The organism is Flavobacterium hibisci (genome assembly GCF_020026925.1).
Classification (GTDB): Bacteria; Bacteroidota; Bacteroidia; order Flavobacteriales; family Flavobacteriaceae; genus Flavobacterium; species Flavobacterium hibisci.
Map to the genome: position 1 here is coordinate 70,967 of NZ_JAIQDW010000003.1, position 17,699 is coordinate 88,665.

The window sequence follows — 17,699 nt, forward strand, 5'->3', positions numbered from 1 at the left end:
ACAAAGATAGTAACTTAAATCAGTAAAGTTAAGAATGCCAAAACAATCACTGCAAAGATGACGCCTCCTGCCATAGATTCTTTATTCCTTTTTAACAAAATTGCAAAAACAGCAAGATCTAAGGTGGTACCTAACGTAATTACTTTTCCTAAATAGCCATTTTCTTTAATAGTTTTGATTGCATATAGAATATCAAATTCTGTAAAAAAAGTAATGAACAAACAAGTTCCAATTAAAGAAGTCAAAATTCCGACAATGAAGCCAATTAGTATGTCTTTTTTATTCATTTAAATTCCATGTATTTAGTTGTTGAATCGCATGATGTGCAGTCAAATCAAACTGAACAGGAACTACCGAAACATAGCCATTTTCTAACGCCCATTCATCTGTATCATCTCCTTTATCCTGATTTATAAATTCGCCTGAAAGCCAGTAATAGTCTTTTCCAAAAGGAGTTTGTCGCTTATCAAATTTTTCCACCCACATTGCTTTTGCCTGTCTGCAGACTTTAATGCCTTTGATTTCTTTTTCTTTCAGCTTTGGGAAATTAACATTTAAAATAACACCAGGAGGTGTTTTTTTTTCAAGTGTTTCTAAAACTATTTTTTTTACAAATGTTTTAATTGGTTCAAAATCGGCATCCCAGTTATAATCCAACAAAGAAAAACCTATAGCCGGGATCCCTTCAATACCTGCTTCAACAGCCGCACTCATGGTTCCGGAATAAATGACGTTTATAGAAGAATTTGAACCGTGATTGATTCCGGATACACATAAATCAGGTTTCATTTTCAAGATTTCATTTACGGCTAATTTTACGCAATCTACAGGAGTTCCTGAGCAACTATATTCTGTAATCGGATCATTTTCTTTAGATATTTTGTTAAGGTATAAAGTATTGTTTATAGTAATAGCGTGCCCGGTTGCGCTTTGAGGTTTATCGGGGGCAACAACAATTACCTCTCCAATAGTTTTCATAATTTCTATTAAACTTCTTATACCAGGAGCAGTAATGCCATCATCGTTGGTAACTAATATTAAAGGCTTTTTAGTTTTCATAAATAAAGATTTAACACAAATGTAGGTACAGATTTAGATAGAATACCAACAAATAAATTAAAATTTGTCAACTAAATTATCAATGTTTTTAGTGATTGAAAGATTTTTATATCTTTAACAAAAAATTATAGAAGGGTTGGCTTTATTGGCTTGATTTTTACTATAACTTAGAGAAAAAAATTGATGAATGCTATTATTAAATTTATGAAAAGAAATTATAAAATCCTTATAGCCGTATTATGCTTGTCTGTAACCTTGTTTGCTTTCAAGGTTAATGCAGATAAAACAGTAGATCCGGATCCTAATAAAGATAAAATGCTTTTAGAAATATTGGCATTTGTTATAGAAAAAGGGCATTATAATCCGCCGCCAATTGACGATGAATTTTCAAAAGGAATTTTCAAAGATTATATTGATGCGTTGGATCCCTCAAAAAGATTTTTTCTGCAGTCTGATATTGATGAATTCAGACAGTATGAATTAATGCTGGATGATCAGTTCATCAACAAGGATTTGACGTTTTTTAATCTTACTTATGCCAGATTAATGAAACGTATGGAAGAAAGCAAAAAAAGATATAAAACGATTTTAGCACAGCCATTTAATTATAATATTGATGAAACTTTTAATGCAGATTATGAAAAAATCCCATATGCAAAAAGTACTGCCGAAATCAATGAAAGATGGAGAATGCAGATTAAATTATCAACTCTTTCTTCTTTGGTAACAAAGCAAAAGTTAGAAGAAGATAAAAAGAAAACAGACCCGTCATATAAAGTAAAATCTTTTGAAGCTTTAGAGAAAGAAACACGTGAAAGTTCTCTTAAATCATTGGATGATAATTTTAGTTTAATAAAAGATTTGGATAAGCAAGATTGGTTTTCTGTTTATGTAAACTCAATTATGACTCGTTTTGATCCGCACACCAGCTATTTTGCACCAGAAGAAAAAGATCGTTTTGATGTAAATATTAGTGGAAAATTAGAAGGAATTGGAGCGCGTTTGACTAAGAAAAACGATTTCACGCAAATTGATGAATTGATTTCCGGTGGTCCGGCCTGGAAAGGAAAGGAGCTTGAATCAGGCGATTTGATCCTGAAGGTAGGACAAGGAAAAGAAGAGCCTGTAGATGTAGTAGGTATGCGTCTTGATGATGTTGTGAAAAAAATCAAAGGGCATAAAGGAACAGAAGTAAGACTTACTGTTAAAAAGGTAGATGGAAGTATTAAAGTTATTTCAATTATCAGAGATGTAGTTGAGATAGAAGAAACATACGCTAAGTCAAGTATTGTTGAAAAAAACGGATTGAAATATGGTGTAATCTATTTGCCTAAATTTTATATCGATTTTGAAAACAAAGACGGTCGTGATGCTGGTAAAGATATTGCACTGGAAGTTGAAAGACTTAAAAAAGAAAATATTAGCGGAATTGTACTTGATGTACGTGATGATGGTGGTGGATCACTTTCGACTGTAGTTGATATTGCAGGGCTTTTTATCGAAGAAGGTCCAATTGTTCAGGTAAAATCAGCGGGTAAAAAGAAAGAGGTGTTATACGATAAAGATAAAAAAATTGAGTGGGATGGTCCATTGGTAATAATGGTAAACAGTTTTTCTGCCTCAGCATCTGAAATATTGGCTGCAGCAATTCAGGATTACAAACGAGGTGTAATCATTGGTAGTAAACAAACGTATGGAAAAGGTACTGTTCAGACTGTTATCGATTTGAATCAGTTTGTTCGTAATAGTGATTTTGGTGATTTTGGAGCCTTGAAAGCAACTGCTCAAAAGTTTTATAGAATCAATGGAGGTTCGACTCAGCTGGAAGGAGTAAAAAGTGATGTTGTCATGCCGGATCGTTACGCTTATTTAAAAATGGGGGAGCGCGATATGGATAATGCAATGCCTTGGGATAAAATAGATCCTGCAAACTATAATGTATGGAATTCAAACGAAAACTTTAATCAGGCGATATCGAATAGTAAAATCAGAATTGCTCAAAATCCTCAGTTTAAATTAATAGAGGATAATGCGAAATGGATTGATGTTAAAAACAAAGAAAACACATACAGCTTAAATATTAAAAATTTCAAAGCCACACAGGAGCAAGTTGAAAGCGAAGGCAAAAAATACAAACCAATTGCTGATTATAAGAACAATCTGGTTTTTAAATCATTACCTTATGAAAATCTTGAAATAGCTAAAGATGCTTCTTTAAAAGAAAAAAGAGAAGCATGGCATAAGGCTTTGTCAAAAGACATATATGTTGAGGAGGCGTTAAATGTATTAGACGACCTACAGCCTAAAGGCAATGTTAATAAACAAACAAATTCCTCTAAAATAAAAAAAGACAAAGTGGTTAAGTCTTAATATTAATTATACTTACATAAAAAGTTAAAGCTCCATATTTCTTGATTTATGGAGCTTTTTTTTGAAAACATATTTAATTATATACATGAAAAGAATACTCGGTTTATTTTTAATCACATTTTGTATAATCTCTTGTAAAAAAGATGAAAATAAAGTATTGATATCTCAAAATATATTGGTTGATTACAAACAAAATATTTCGCAATCAGGTTATACTGTTGATTATCTTCCAACTTCTACAACAAAGCAAATTGTAAAGCATGATTATTATACTTTGTCATACAATGAAAAATTTGAACAGGCAGAATGGGTGGCATATGAATTAAAAAAAGAGTATTTGAAAGATAATGATTTTAAAAGACCTTATTTTATTGAAGACCCGAAGGTGACCACCAGATCGGCAGACTGGAGGAATTATAAAAAATCAGGGTATGACAAAGGGCATTTGTGCCCTGCAGGAGATATGGAGTTTGATAAAAAAGCATACAACGATACATTTTATACTTCGAATATTTCACCTCAGAACCATGAATTTAATAGCGGAATCTGGAATCGTTTAGAAAATAAAGTTCGTTATTGGGCCGGAAAGTATAATGCTATTTATGTAGTTACCGGAGGAATTTTAAGGGACTCTGATAAAAAAATAGGAACAGAAAAAGTTTCTGTTCCTAAATATTTTTATAAAATTGTTTTGGCTAAATCAGGAAAGGAACACAAGGTAATTGCTTTTTTGATTCCGAATGAAAAAAGCCAAAAGGGAATTTACAAGTTTGTAGTTCCTGTTGAGACTTTAGAAAAGATGACTGGAATTGATTTCTTTCCTAATTTAAAAAATTTAAAAAGCAGTAAGGACTTTTAAGTCGGCTATAGTTGCTATTGGATTTTCAGCCTTAAAAACAAAACTTCCGGCAACTAAAACATCTGCACCCGCTTCTACTAATTGTTTCGCATTTTTGTTGGTTACACCTCCATCAATTTCAATAAGTGTTGAAGCATTTTTGCGTGTAATTAAATCTTTGAGTTTTTTAACCTTATTATAAGTGTTTTCAATGAACGATTGTCCGCCAAATCCAGGGTTTACACTCATAATACAAACTAAGTCAATGTCATTTATTACATCTTCTAATAAATCTATATTTGTATGGGGATTTATGGCAACACCCGCTTTCATTCCTTCGGATTTAATAGCTTGTAAAGTTCTGTGCAGGTGGTTACAGGCTTCGTAATGTACTGTTAAATTATTGGCTCCGAGATCTGCAAAAGTTTTAATGTAACGGTCAGGATCGACAATCATTAAATGTACATCGATTGTTTTGTTAGCGTGTTTTGAGATTGCTTCTAAAACAGGCATTCCAAAAGAAATGTTAGGAACAAAAACTCCATCCATAATATCAATATGGAACCAGTCAGCCTGGCTATTATTAATCATTTCAATATCACGTTGTAAATTGGCAAAATCAGCTGCAAGAACAGAAGGAGCAATAAGAGTGTTTTTCATTGTTGTTAGTTGTGATGCGTTATTTTTTGCAAAGGTAATTATAAAAAATAAAAAACTCCGGTAATCAGCCGGAGTTTCAATCATCAATCAAAAAACGAACAGTCAATCAAACTGTTGTTTGCGTTACAAAGGTTTCATATTTCATGTGTCAAGTTACAAAAAGTAACCTGAAACTTTAAACCTGAAACAAATATTGTTTAACCTAAATAGGTTTTAAGGATTTTACTTCTCGAAGTGTGTTTCAATCTACGAATTGCTTTCTCTTTAATCTGACGCACACGCTCACGGGTTAAGTCAAAAGTTTCTCCGATTTCTTCCAAAGTCATCGGGTGCTGATCACCAAGTCCAAAATACAAACGAACAACATCAGCTTCTCTTGGAGTTAATGTTTCTAAGGAACGCTCGATTTCAGTACGTAAAGATTCGTGAATTAATTCTCTATCCGGATTTGGAGATTCTCCTGAACGTAATACGTCATAAAGGTTAGAATCTTCTCCTTCAACAAGAGGGGCATCCATTGATAGGTGACGTCCAGAGTTTTTCATAGACTCTTTTACATCGTTTACAGTCATATCAAGTTCTTTTGCAATTTCTTCAGCAGAAGGCGGACGCTCGTTAGATTGCTCTAATAACGCATACATTTTGTTGATTTTATTGATAGAACCAATTTTATTTAATGGCAAACGTACAATACGAGATTGTTCAGCTAAAGCTTGAAGAATCGATTGACGAATCCACCAAACTGCATAAGAGATAAATTTGAAACCACGAGTTTCATCAAAACGTTGAGCGGCTTTAATAAGACCTAAGTTTCCTTCATTAATTAAATCAGGAAGTGTTAATCCTTGATTTTGATATTGTTTGGCCACAGATACTACGAAACGTAGATTGGCTTTTGTTAGTTTTTCTAATGCTCTTTGATCACCGGCCTTTATTCTTTGTGCTAATTCTACCTCTTCATCAGCGGTAATTAGGTCAACTTTTCCAATTTCTTGTAGATATTTGTCTAACGATGCAGTTTCACGATTGGTTACCTGCTTGGTGATTTTAAGTTGTCTCATGTTGTTGTCTCCCTATTTTTTAAAGTGTACAAATGATTATACGTAAGGAGTATCAAAAAAGTTACAATAAATAAAAATATTTTTTAAAATAATAAATCCACCTGAGAATTTATTCTTTCCAGATAATAATCTATTTTTCGGATTGCCCGGTTAAAAAATAAGTTTTGCTCTTTAATACCGGATTGCCCTAACGGTTTCGAATTAATGATTTGTTGTTTGAAAAACTGAAGCACATTCTTGCAGCTTTCCTCATTATCAGTAATAAAATAACCTAATAGAGTATAAGGTACAAACATGGTCAGTTTTTCAGGATTCTCTATGAGCATATTATTATTCAGCAATATGAGTTCATTGTAATAAAGGGAAAAATTACTGTTAGAAGCATTACATTTTTCCTGAATTAAATTTATAATCCTTTTTAAATCTTTGCATAAAGCATTTGCACTTTTGAGATTAAGCAGACCGGATTCGTAAAAGTACAATATTTGTTGTAAGCTGCTATTTATTGTAGTATCGTTCCAGACTTCATTTACTATTGTATTTTCATATGTTTTTTTTAGCGTTTGCATATATTCCGAAAAAGATTCATCAACTACAAAATTCTCAAAAGCAACTTTCTTCTGATTGGTGTTTAAAAGATTCAGCCAGACAAAAGCTTTGAACTTAGAAAGAATCGTTCCCTCCATAAAATAAAATAAAGGAATATCCTTTGCAGAATAAAAGAGAGTCGTTTCTGGGTTTTTAGTTAATATTTCTATACGCTCAGCAGAGGATTTGAAATATTTCAGCATGTCTTTCATTGTTGTAATTTCAATGGTCTTCTCAACAATGACCTTCTCTTTTTTTGCAAATAAATTGTCTAAAGAAATGGTATAATGATTAGCCAGTTTAATAGTTTCGTCGATAGAGAATTTACTCTTTTGAGAGATTCTTCGGTGTGATGCATCGTAACTGATTTCCAGGATAGCGGCTATTTCGTCTATTAGTGACACAGACTTAGAAACTTTGCTTCTAATGGTTTTTAAAAAAGATTCCTGATGATTCATAGTTTGTGATAATCACAAATATAAAAAATAATATTATTAGTTTACACAAATTTAGATGCGATAATTGCAATAGGTTTGCCATGTAATTTTTAAATATGAATAATTATGAAAGCTAAATATTTCAATAAATCGGCTGATGAAAAGCTGTTTTTTTCTGCTTTAAAGGAAAGGGTCAATAAAAAACTTCAACATAAAACTGTTTCATATGGCGACACCAGATTTTGGTTTAAAGGTTTATTCTGGACTCTAATCTGTTATTCGTCTTATTCATTGCTTTTTTTAAATAGTAGCAAAGATGTTTTTTGGTTATTATATGTTGTTTTTCAGTTATCGGGACTTTTAATCGGATTTAGTTTTGGACATGATGCCTCTCATAACACTGCTTTCCGAAATAAAAAGGCAAATGCTGTTTTACATTTTTTTAGTTTTCTGACAGTCGGAATTGATCCTTTATTATGGGGACTCCGACATATTCGATCGCATCATTTGTATGCCAATGTAGAAGGAAGCGATATTGATATAGATAAAAATCCGTTTTTGAGGCTGAGCCCAACGCATCCCTGGAAACCAAAGCATAAATATCAGGCTTATTATGCGCCTTTTGTTTATATGTTTACTTTACTGCATTCTGTTTTTATGAGTGACTGGGTCTACTTGTTTTCAGATGAATATGACTGGATGAAAAGAGGAGTTTCAAAAGCTGAATTATACTTTAGATTTTTATTATATAAAGTGTTCTATTTTTCTTTAGTATTAGTAATACCATTGTTATATGCAGACTTTTCGTGGACTTTTATTGGCCTGACGTATCTTACAGCGAGTGCTTTTACGTCTATGGTATTTATAATAATGCTGGTGGGGACACATTTTTTTGATGGTGCAGATTATCCACAGCCAGAAGGAGAGTTTTTGGAACATACGTGGGCGGTTCATCAATTATACACCAGTTGTGATTGGAATGCAGATAAAGGCTGGGCAAGATTTTTAAGCGGAGGATCGAATTGTCATGCGGCACATCATCTCTTTCCTAATATCTGTCACACCAACTACAGCGAAATAAATAAGATAATCGAAGAAACGACAAAAGAATACAAACAGCCTTATCATCATAAGACCTTATTTGAAATGGTGTTTTCGCATTTTAAGCATTTACACAAAATGGGTAAGCCTGAATTTTATAATTAAAAAAGGTTTTAATGTGTAATTAAAATAAAAAACATGAAAACATTAAATAAAAAACGAGTTTTAAAACTAAAAAGATGTCAATATACTTTAATTATAATAATGTTCAGTATATTGAGTTTTGGACAGCATAATTTTTCAAAAGTGACAGATTATAGACAGGGAAACAATAGTGATGGAGATTCTTCAGTAGTATTAGATGGAAAAGAAATAAAGCTGAATTATTTTAGATGGAAATCTGATAATAATTTAAGAAATGACAGTATTAAAATTTTCAGTTTGTCGCCAATTTCTAAAAGAGTTAATAAAGTAAACGGTTTTGCTCTGGGTGCTGGTCATTTTGAAAATCAAAATATTACACTCCAGGTAATTAATGGGTTAAATATTGAAGCCAGTCCTATATCATTAGCTCTTATATCTTTTTCAATTAATGTTCCGTTTGAGTCTTTGTTTGTCGGGATCAACGATAACGTTATCAGTAATGTAGCTTTTTTTGATGATAAAATAGAAACGTATATAAAGATAAATGGCTTAAATGTGAGTTCGGGTGGTTTTATGGGAGGTGCAGAAGTCAGAGGAATCAATGTTTCAATATTTTCAGGGATGAATAAAATGAATGGTTTTTCTGTTGGAGGAATATTAAATACTAAAAATTTCAACGGATTGAGTATTTCAGGTTTAGCTAATTTATCTGATTTCGGAAATGGTATTCAAATTGGAATTTCGAATGTTTCAAGGAGACATAACGGTCTTCAGATTGGATTGTTTAATAATTCTAAAGAATTGCGAGGAATGCAATTTGGACTTTGGAATACAAATGGAAAACGGAAACTTCCTTTTCTTAACTGGCAGTTTAAAAAATAAAATAAAACGAATTAATCGAAAAACCCCCGACTCAATAAATGAATTGGGGGTTTTCTATGAATAAACCTTTAGTAAACTAAGATCTGATTACTCTTTTTTCTCCTCACGTGGAGGTCTTGGAACAAGTGCTTTTTTAGACACTTTTTCTTTTTTAGTTTTTGGGTCAACTCCTAAGTATTTCACTTGGAAAACATCTCCCATTTTAACTACGTCAGCAACGTTTTCTGTACGTTCCCAAGCTAACTCAGATACGTGAAGCAATACTTCGTTTCCTGGGGCAGCAGTATATTCTACAACAGCTCCAAAATCAAGCATTTTAATTACTTTAACTTCGTAAGCTTCTCCCATTTGTGGTTTGAAAGTAATAGAAGCAATTTTTGCTAATACTGTTTCAATTCCAGCAGGATCAGTACCCAATATTTCGATAACACCTTGCTCGTCAACTTCGTTAATAACGATAGTTGTTCCAGTAGCTTTTTGTAATTCCTGAATTACTTTTCCACCAGGTCCAATCAATGCTCCAATAAAGTTTCCAGGGATAGTTCTGGTAATGATTTTTGGTGCGTGTGCTTTTACGTCAGCTCTTGGTGCAGCAATAGTTTCAGTTAATTTTCCTAAAATATGCAAACGCCCGTCACGTGCCTGAGATAATGCTTGTTCCATAATGTCATAACGTAAACCATCAATTTTGATGTCCATTTGACATGCAGTAATACCGTCAGCAGTTCCGGTTACTTTAAAGTCCATATCTCCTAAGTGATCTTCGTCTCCTAAGATATCAGACAATACAGCAAATTTCTCACCGTCAGTAATTAATCCCATAGCAATTCCGGAAACTGGTTTTGTCATTTGAACTCCGGCATCCAATAATGCCATTGTTCCGGCACAAACCGTTGCCATAGAAGAAGAACCATTAGATTCTAAAACTTCAGAAACAACACGAATTGTATAAGGACAATCTGCAGGAATCATATTTTTTAATGCTCTTTGAGCTAAGTTACCGTGACCCACTTCTCTTCTTGAAGTTCCTCTTAGTGGTTTTGCTTCACCAGTAGAGAAAGGAGGGAAGTTATAGTGTAAGTAGAATTTCTCTTCACCTTGTTCAGAAGGAGAATCGATTTGGTTCGCTTCTCTTGAAGTTCCTAAAGTTACAGTAGCCAAAGCTTGAGTTTCTCCACGTGTAAATAAAGATGATCCGTGAACTCTTGGTAAGTAATCAACTTCACACCAGATTGGTCTGATGTCTGTAGTTTTTCTACCGTCAAGACGTACACCTAATTCTAAAACTACGTTACGAACAGCCTCTTTGTTTGTTTTGTAGAAATATTTAGAAACTAAATCTCCGTCAGCAGCCAATTCCTCTTCGGTAAATAAAGCTTTTACTTCTTCTTTAACTTCTGCAAATGCAGCACTTCTTTCGTGTTTAGCAGATCCAACTTTTGCAATAGCATAAATTTTGTCGTATGCTGCAGCTTTTACTTTTTTGTAAATTTCTTCGTTTTCTTTCTCACCTTCGTAAGTACGAATTTCTTTTTTACCAAAAGCAGCTTGTAAACGATATTGTGCTTCGATTTGAACTTTAATAGCTTCGTGAGCAAATTTAATTGCTTCGATCATTTCGGCTTCTGAGATTTCTTTCATCTCACCTTCAACCATTGCTACAGAATCCATAGAGGCTCCAATCATCATATCGATGTCTGATTTTTCTAATTCTTCTCTGCTTGGGTTGATCACTAATTTTCCATCAATACGCGCAACACGTACTTCTGAAATTAAGTTGTAAAATGGGATATCTGAAACTGCTAATGCTGCAGAAGCTGCTAAACCAGCTAAAGCGTCTGGCATAACTTCTTCGTCATGAGACATTAATTGAATCATAACCTGAGTTTCAGCATGGTAATCGTCTGGGAAAAGCGGACGCAATACACGGTCAACTAATCTCATTGTTAATACTTCACTGTCGCTTGGACGAGCTTCTCTCTTAAAGAAACCTCCTGGGAAACGACCAGCTGCCGCAAATTTTTCGCGATAATCTACCGTTAACGGTAAAAAGTCAACGCCTGGGTTTGAGGTACGAGCCGAAACTGCTGTTGCAAGTATCATCGTATCTCCCATTCTTACTACTACAGAACCGTCAGCTTGTTTTGCCAAACGTCCTGTCTCGATTGTGATGCTTCTGCCATCACCCAAATCGATTTTTTCTACAAATAATTGTGGAATCATAAATTTTTTCCTTTTGATTATACAATGGGTTTTAGTTGTGTTGTAGTTGTTGTGTGTGTAGTTATTGTTATCTAAAACCCAATGAAAAACCAAACTTTTTTTCTTGTAACAAATCCTGTCAGACTTGCGTATTGTAAAAACAAAAAGAGGCACTCTCGCACCTCTTTTCTATATTGATTATTTTCTGATATTCAATACTTTGATAATCTCACGATATCTGTTGATATCTTTCTTTTTCAAGTAATCCAACAAAGCTCTTCTTTTACCTACTAATAGTACAAGAGAACGCTCAGTGTTATAATCGTGACGATTTTTTTTCAAGTGTTCAGTTAAGTGTGAAATTCTGTAAGTGAACAATGCAATCTGACCTTCAGCGCTTCCAGTGTTTGTTGCACCACCATGTTGTGCGAAAATCTCTTCTTTCTTTTCTTTAGTTAAATACATTCCAATATTATTTAATGATTTTTATGTATGTCGTACATCTTTTGTAAGACGGGTGCAAAAATAAATAATAATTATGAATTATGAATTATAAATTATGAATTATTTTAATTTGCAGATTGAATAGTAATGGGCAATGAGTATAAGCATTTCATTTTTTGTCCTCTTTGTTCTCCCGGGTTGAAACCATCATAATTAGTTAAAATTCGTAAAGCTTCCTCTCCGGTGCCATAACCGATATCTTTAATAATTCTCGGCTCTGTTACTTTTCCCTCTTTGTCAACTACGAATGTAACATAGATTTTTCCTTTAGTCCCCTGAGGCATATTGGGTAGTTTATAGTTTTTTCCAATATACTGATAAAAACTTGACATACCGCCTTTTGGTGTCGGTCTGATTTCAGTTTCGGTGTACTTGTACGACACATTGTATTTGTCCCAGCTTTCGCCAGAAATTAATTTTCCTTCATTATATGTTTCTTTATAAGTAAGTCTCGGGCTTGCGGACGAACCTTCCCAATTCCCATTTTTAAATCCGTTTTTTACAGATCCTTTTGAAGATTGATTTTCGTCTGTATCTTCGAAATATCCGTTTCCATTTGTTACTTTTTGGACACCATTTTTATCCCAAAATTCATTTATTTTAAAATGTGTTGTGTTTTTTTTGTTATCTTCAATATATTCTCCTTCAAGTTTTTTGTTTCCATCTTCGTACCATTCAGTACTTCTGCCATTAGTTCGCCCTTTAATATAATTTGTAACTGATTTTTTTGTGCCATTCTTATAATAATAGGTTACTTCGCCCTCTTTCGGGGTTCCGGTATAAGTTGTTGAAATTCCTTGCATTCGTAAAGATCCTGAGCGATAATACTCCTGAACAATATAATTTTCTTTTTTTAATTTAGCATCTTTCACGACTCTGACATACATGTAATCTTTTGATTTGGTTTCTGAGCTGGTTGAGTCTAAATAAATAAAACTATCGTCGGGAGAAAGGATTAGTTCATTGTTTTGTGAAGCTTGCGAAAAAACTATTTTTGGAATAACAAGAAATAACAAAGAAAACAAAATCGATTTCATAAATTTTGGGTTATTTATAAAGCGAATGTATTATTTTTAATACAATTTAACAACTTGTTTAATAGATAATTGAGGGAATTATTTGATTGATTGTGGAGTTGTTTTTTTACCAAATTGCTTTTCAGCCAAAGTGGAATAAGAGAGTTTGACATTGTTTTCATCTACACTTAATCCCGAAATTAAAATTCCTTTATCATAATTTTCAGTAAATGTTATTTTATGTAAAGAATCAGTTCCATACCAAACTCCCTGTTTCAGGCCATTTTTAATAGTTCCTTTTTCTGTTATAAAATTATCTGTATTTTCGTACTCGCCATTTCCATCTGCTACGGTTTGTTCTTTATTTACATTCCAAAAATTAAGGATTAAAGTTTGAGCTGTTTTTGTTTTAGGATCCCAGGAATTCTGCTTCTCGCACTTTTTGCTTTGATTTTCGTACCAGGTGATTTCTTTTCCGGATTTATGATTGTCAGTATAATTTATAACAGATTCCTTTGCGCCATTTTTGTAATAATAGATAAATTCTCCGTCTTTTTTCAGGACATCTCTGTCTAAAGTTGCGCCTGTCATTTTTTTTCTTCCGTTTTTATAGAAATCAGTGACCACATAGCGTACGCTTTTTTGGGAATAGTTTGTAATGACACGTGTGTAGATATGGTTTTCGGGTGTAGTTTCACGATATAACGAGTCAAGAAAAATTTTTTTCGAGACTATATTAATTTGTGCAGATAGAGTAGCTGAAATTAAAAGAAAGAATAATATGAAAAGGCTCTTTTTCATTTAGATCTATTTTTTGTAATAAAAATAGGGCTTCTAAAATAATTTGGCAACTTCCTGATTTACAAATTCTAAAAATCGTTCGTCAGCTTCTGTAAATGGGTCAATTACGTGACTGTCAATGTCAATTTGTCCAATATTTACTCCATTTACAAATATAGGTACAACAATTTCTGATTTTACAGTGAAACTGCAGGCGATATAATTATCCTGAGCCTTAACATCCGGAACAACAAAATTGGCATTACTTTCAGCGACCTGTCCACAAATACCTTTTCCGAATGGAATTACAGTATGATCTGTTTCGGCACCTACATAAGGTCCTAAATGTAACGTTTTGTTATCATGATTGGCAAAATAAAAACCAACCCAATTATAATAGTCTATACTTTTATTTAATAACTGACAGACTGCAAGTAATTTCTCGTCTCTGGTTGTATTTGTCTCAGCCACAATAGCTGAAATTTTTGGTTGTAATTCCTGAAATGTCATGATGTGAAAATTTTATACAAAAGTATTTAAAGCTGAACTCAAAAAATATATAAATTTGAAAAAAAAATCTTTTGAAAAAATATTTAGTACAATTTAAACCATTCCTTATTTTCATAGGGACTTTTTTTGCTGCTTATATTTTACTTACCATAATTTATAAAAGTTATCTGAACAGTTTTGAGTCAAATAATATTGACGGAATTACTGCTGTTGTTGGCTCTAATGTATATTGGTTAATGGATGCTTTTAATTGTGATGTATTGATTCAGAAAAGTTTATCGGGAGCTTATTTAGAAGTTTGGTACAATAAGCATTATGTTATTCGAATTGTAGAAGGGTGTAACGCAGTAAGTGTGATTATTTTATTTGTTTCGTTTGTGCTTGCTTTTTCAGGAAAGCTTAAAACAACTGTATTGTTTATCTTATCAGGAACTCTTTTTATTTATATTTTAAATGTGATCAGAATTGCGTTATTAGCTGTTTTGTTATTTCGTTATCCTGAAAAAGTACATCTTTTGCACGGCGTTCTTTTTCCGTTAATTATTTATGGATTTGTTTTCGTTTTATGGGTTTTCTGGGTAAATAAATTTTCAAAATATGCTAAATAAACTTTCCGAAAATAAATTCAGGATTATAATTACTATTCTGGTCGTTTTGTGTTTGGGGATTGTCAGGGCTTTCGAAAATAAATTGTTTTACGATCCTTTTCTGGTTTATTTTGAGTCTGATTTTAAAGGATTGCCATTTCCTCAGTTTGACAATTTAAAACTTTTTGCAGGACTTTTGTTTCGTTATGCTTTGAATACTATTTTGTCATTAGTGCTTATTTATACCTTGTTCAGGGATAAAGAAATCTTCAAGTTTAGTGCATTTTTATATGTGTTTTTTTTAATACTTCTTTTGACTGCCTTTTTTATCATTCTCGAATTTTTTCCCAATGCAAACTGGCTGCTTTTTTATGTAAGAAGATTTATCATTCAGCCAATTTTCGTACTGTTGTTTGTTCCTGCTTTTTATTATCAGCAGCAAAATCTTAAAAAATAACATTTTATTTAGCTTTTTATCCGGACTTTTTAAATAGTTTTGCACTATGAATTTAAAGAAGTGCACAGGAGTATTTTTAGCGTTCCTATTGTTGGTATCCAACATTGGGTTTGCTTTTGATGTGCATTATTGCGGAGGAAAAATCGCTTCGGTTTCCTTAAGTAAAATTTCTCCTGAAAAAAAGTGCTGTGGGGACAAAGAAAAAAAATCTTCCTGCTGTAAAGACAAGGTGGTTAAATTTGAAAAAAAATCAGATGATGCTACTTTTAAAGTTTTCTTTTTTCAGATTGCTTTTCCGGCAGTAATTCAGGAGTTTAAAACGCTTGGTTTTTTATCAGTTCCAAATTTTAAAAGTAAAGAAGTCATTTCGTATTATGCTGATGCGAATGCTCCTCCTTTATATCAACTCTATCATCAATATATTTTTTACGCCTGATTTTAATGTTTAGAATCAAGCCATATTTGGTTTGTACTACACTGTTTTGTTTTTTCCTTCTTTATTCAGGAAATTAAAAACAGTTTCTAATTAACATTAAAATCTTTTTTATGCAAAAAAATATCATGCTTTTTATGATGATTTTGCTTTCCGTTTCTGTGTTTTCACAGGAAGATTTAGAGGAAGTAAAAGTTACCAAAAAGCAAAAATCACTTAAAAAATCCTATACGGTTACTGCTAATACGACCGTCATTACGAGCAAGGAATTGCTTAAAGCAGCCTGCTGCAATCTGGCAGAAAGTTTTGAAACGAACCCATCAATCGATGTGAATTTTTCTGATGCCTTAACGGGAACCAAACAAATAAAAATGCTGGGTTTAACGAGCCCGTATTTAATGATTACTGAAGAAAATATCCCTTCAGTTCGTGGCGCTTCACAGGCTTATGGATTGTCTTTTACACCCGGAACCTGGATTGAAAGTGTTCAGATTACGAAAGGTGCCGGAAGTGTAATTAACGGATACGAAAGTATTTCGGGACAAATCAATACAGAACTTTTAAAACCTTTAAGCGATATTCCTTTTTTTCTGAATGCTTATGGCTCTACTGATGCCCGTTTTGAATTGAACACCCATTTCAATAAAAAATTATCTGACAAATGGGCAACAAGTTTATTTCTGCACGGAAATACACGTGTAGTAAAAAACGACATGAACGATGACGGATTTTTAGATAATCCGCTAGGCAAACAAATCAATATTTTGAACCGTTATCAATATTATAATCCGGAAAGCGGCTTGGTGAGTTTTATCAATTTCAGGTATATGAATGATAAAAAACAAACAGGTCAAGTAGATTTTGATAAAGATACTGATCGTGGAACAACGAATCACTGGGGTTCAGAAATCAATACAGAACGTTTTGATGTATCGACAAAAATTGGTTACGTGTTTAAAGATATGCCCTATCAGAGCATTGGTTTTCAAAACGCTTTTAACAGTCATAAACAAGATTCATATTTGGGTTTAAATCAATACGATATTAAACAGAATAGTTTTTATTCGAATTTGATTTTCAATTCCATAATAAGCAACACAATGAATAAGTTTACAGCCGGTTTGAATTTTGCCTATGATCAATATCAGGAATTTGTAAATGCAACTGATTATAGCAGAATTGATAATTCAGTTGGTGCTTTTTTTGAATACACCTATGATAATAATGATAATTTCAGTTTGATTTTGGGCGGAAGGGTTGATAATCATAACCGTTTAGGGTTTTTCGTAACACCTCGTCTGCATATGCGATACAATCCATGGAAAGACGGTGTAATTCGTTTTTCTGCAGGAAGAGGAAAACGATCTGCCAATATTTTTGCAGAAAATCAACAGCTTTTTGCAAGTTCAAGAACTTTTTCAATCTTAGATAATAGTGGAAAAATTTATGGTTTAAATCCTGAAATTGCATGGAATTATGGTGTGAGTTTTTCTCAGAAATTCAAACTTTTCAATAAAAATGCCGAAGCAGGTTTTGATATTTACAGAACAGATTTCCAAAATCAGGCCGTTGTCGATTTGATGCAAAGCCAACAGGAGGTTTTGTTTTATAATTTAAGAGGAAACTCATTCGCAAACAGTTTGCAGGTAGAATTCAATTATGAGTTAATCCATAACCTGAATTTAAGAACAGCCTACAAATACTATGATATTCAAACCGATTATTTGAGAGGTACTTTTCAGAGGCCATTGCAGGCCAAACATCGTTTTTTAGGAAATCTTGAATATGAAACGCAATTAAATGATGACAAACAATGGAAATTTGATTATACCTTTAACTGGTCTGGAAAACAACAATTGCCATATACGGCATCAAATCCTGAAGCTGACCGCTTTTCAGAATTTTCACCTTCTTATGCTGTCATGAATGTCCAGGTTACCAGGGTTTTTTCTCCAGTCTTTGAAGTATATGCAGGAGGGGAGAATATTGGGAATTACAAGCAGCAAAAAGCAATTTTAGGTGCAGAAGATCCATTTGGTTCGAACTTTGATGCTTCTATAGCCTATGCGCCAATTTTTGGGCAAATGTATTATGCAGGATTACGATTTAAAATAAAATAAGGAAACAATG

Annotated in this window: 18 protein-coding genes; 8 read left to right on the top strand and 10 right to left on the bottom strand. The window is 32.9% G+C overall.

Features of this window, described 5'->3' with window-relative positions:
* Positions 1-14: 14 nt before the first annotated feature.
* On the bottom strand, positions 15-287 hold the full coding sequence (locus K8B81_RS04295) for a hypothetical protein (protein ID WP_223679167.1): 273 nt from the start codon (positions 285-287) through the stop codon (positions 15-17).
* Positions 280-1,059 carry a 5'/3'-nucleotidase SurE gene (surE, locus tag K8B81_RS04300; RefSeq protein WP_025571337.1) on the bottom strand — a complete coding sequence of 260 codons (780 nt, stop codon included), beginning with the start codon at positions 1,057-1,059 and terminating at the stop codon, positions 280-282. Before surE ends, K8B81_RS04295 begins: the two co-directional genes overlap by 8 nt.
* 183 nt (positions 1,060-1,242) lie before the next feature.
* Between surE and K8B81_RS04305 the strand changes: the two genes are divergently transcribed.
* Positions 1,243-3,429 carry a carboxy terminal-processing peptidase gene (locus K8B81_RS04305; protein WP_223679169.1) on the top strand — a complete coding sequence of 729 codons (2,187 nt, stop codon included), beginning with the start codon at positions 1,243-1,245 and terminating at the stop codon, positions 3,427-3,429.
* Between the two features lie 85 nt (positions 3,430-3,514).
* On the top strand, positions 3,515-4,288 hold the full coding sequence (locus K8B81_RS04310) for a DNA/RNA non-specific endonuclease (protein WP_223679171.1): 774 nt from the start codon (positions 3,515-3,517) through the stop codon (positions 4,286-4,288).
* Here K8B81_RS04310 and rpe read toward each other — a convergent pair.
* The 3 genes from rpe to K8B81_RS04325 form a co-directional block, all read right to left on the bottom strand.
* Positions 4,265-4,927 carry a ribulose-phosphate 3-epimerase gene (rpe, locus tag K8B81_RS04315; protein ID WP_223679173.1) on the bottom strand — a complete coding sequence of 221 codons (663 nt, stop codon included), beginning with the start codon at positions 4,925-4,927 and terminating at the stop codon, positions 4,265-4,267. The two genes, K8B81_RS04310 and rpe, sit on opposite strands and share 24 nt — an antisense overlap.
* Positions 4,928-5,124: 197 nt before the next feature.
* The gene (locus K8B81_RS04320; protein ID WP_007804760.1) at positions 5,125-5,988 is read right to left on the bottom strand and encodes a sigma-70 family RNA polymerase sigma factor; all 864 of its coding nucleotides are present in this window, start codon (positions 5,986-5,988) and stop codon (positions 5,125-5,127) included.
* Between the two features lie 83 nt (positions 5,989-6,071).
* The gene (locus K8B81_RS04325) at positions 6,072-7,034 is read right to left on the bottom strand and encodes a hypothetical protein (protein ID WP_223679175.1); all 963 of its coding nucleotides are present in this window, start codon (positions 7,032-7,034) and stop codon (positions 6,072-6,074) included.
* A 105-nt stretch (positions 7,035-7,139) separates the two neighbouring features.
* Between K8B81_RS04325 and K8B81_RS04330 the strand changes: the two genes are divergently transcribed.
* Together K8B81_RS04330 and K8B81_RS04335 are read left to right on the top strand one after the other, a co-directional pair.
* Positions 7,140-8,219: a fatty acid desaturase family protein gene (locus K8B81_RS04330; protein ID WP_223679177.1), complete on the top strand. Its 1,080-nt coding sequence runs from the start codon at positions 7,140-7,142 to the stop codon at positions 8,217-8,219.
* A gap of 33 nt (positions 8,220-8,252) precedes the next feature.
* Entirely contained in the window at positions 8,253-9,080 is an 828-nt protein-coding gene (locus tag K8B81_RS04335) for an LA_2272 family surface repeat-containing protein (RefSeq protein ID WP_223679179.1), read from the top strand.
* An 87-nt stretch (positions 9,081-9,167) separates the two neighbouring features.
* Here the strand turns inward: K8B81_RS04335 and K8B81_RS04340 are convergent, their stop codons facing one another.
* The 5 genes from K8B81_RS04340 to K8B81_RS04360 form a co-directional block, all read right to left on the bottom strand.
* Positions 9,168-11,303 carry a polyribonucleotide nucleotidyltransferase gene (locus K8B81_RS04340; protein WP_223679186.1) on the bottom strand — a complete coding sequence of 712 codons (2,136 nt, stop codon included), beginning with the start codon at positions 11,301-11,303 and terminating at the stop codon, positions 9,168-9,170.
* A 177-nt stretch (positions 11,304-11,480) separates the two neighbouring features.
* The gene (gene rpsO / locus K8B81_RS04345) at positions 11,481-11,747 is read right to left on the bottom strand and encodes a 30S ribosomal protein S15 (protein ID WP_008466503.1); all 267 of its coding nucleotides are present in this window, start codon (positions 11,745-11,747) and stop codon (positions 11,481-11,483) included.
* A gap of 104 nt (positions 11,748-11,851) precedes the next feature.
* A complete protein-coding gene (locus K8B81_RS04350; RefSeq protein WP_223679193.1) occupies positions 11,852-12,823 on the bottom strand; it encodes an energy transducer TonB in 972 nt (323 codons plus the stop codon).
* Positions 12,824-12,901: 78 nt separating this feature from the next.
* Positions 12,902-13,603, bottom strand: coding sequence for a toxin-antitoxin system YwqK family antitoxin (locus K8B81_RS04355; RefSeq protein ID WP_223679202.1), 702 nt, complete (start codon positions 13,601-13,603; stop codon positions 12,902-12,904).
* Positions 13,604-13,636: 33 nt separating this feature from the next.
* Positions 13,637-14,092, bottom strand: a complete 456-nt coding sequence (locus K8B81_RS04360; protein WP_223679204.1) for a GAF domain-containing protein — start codon at positions 14,090-14,092, stop codon at positions 13,637-13,639.
* 71 nt (positions 14,093-14,163) lie between these two features.
* Between K8B81_RS04360 and xrtF the strand changes: the two genes are divergently transcribed.
* From xrtF to K8B81_RS04380, 4 genes are all read left to right on the top strand, one after another.
* Positions 14,164-14,700: an exosortase family protein XrtF gene (gene xrtF / locus K8B81_RS04365; RefSeq protein ID WP_223679206.1), complete on the top strand. Its 537-nt coding sequence runs from the start codon at positions 14,164-14,166 to the stop codon at positions 14,698-14,700.
* A complete protein-coding gene (locus K8B81_RS04370) occupies positions 14,690-15,136 on the top strand; it encodes an exosortase F system-associated membrane protein (protein ID WP_223679208.1) in 447 nt (148 codons plus the stop codon). Before xrtF ends, K8B81_RS04370 begins: the two co-directional genes overlap by 11 nt.
* 46 nt (positions 15,137-15,182) lie before the next feature.
* Positions 15,183-15,572: an HYC_CC_PP family protein gene (locus tag K8B81_RS04375; RefSeq protein ID WP_223679210.1), complete on the top strand. Its 390-nt coding sequence runs from the start codon at positions 15,183-15,185 to the stop codon at positions 15,570-15,572.
* 110 nt (positions 15,573-15,682) lie between these two features.
* A complete protein-coding gene (locus K8B81_RS04380; RefSeq protein WP_223679211.1) occupies positions 15,683-17,689 on the top strand; it encodes a TonB-dependent receptor plug domain-containing protein in 2,007 nt (668 codons plus the stop codon).
* Positions 17,690-17,699: the final 10 nt, after the last annotated feature.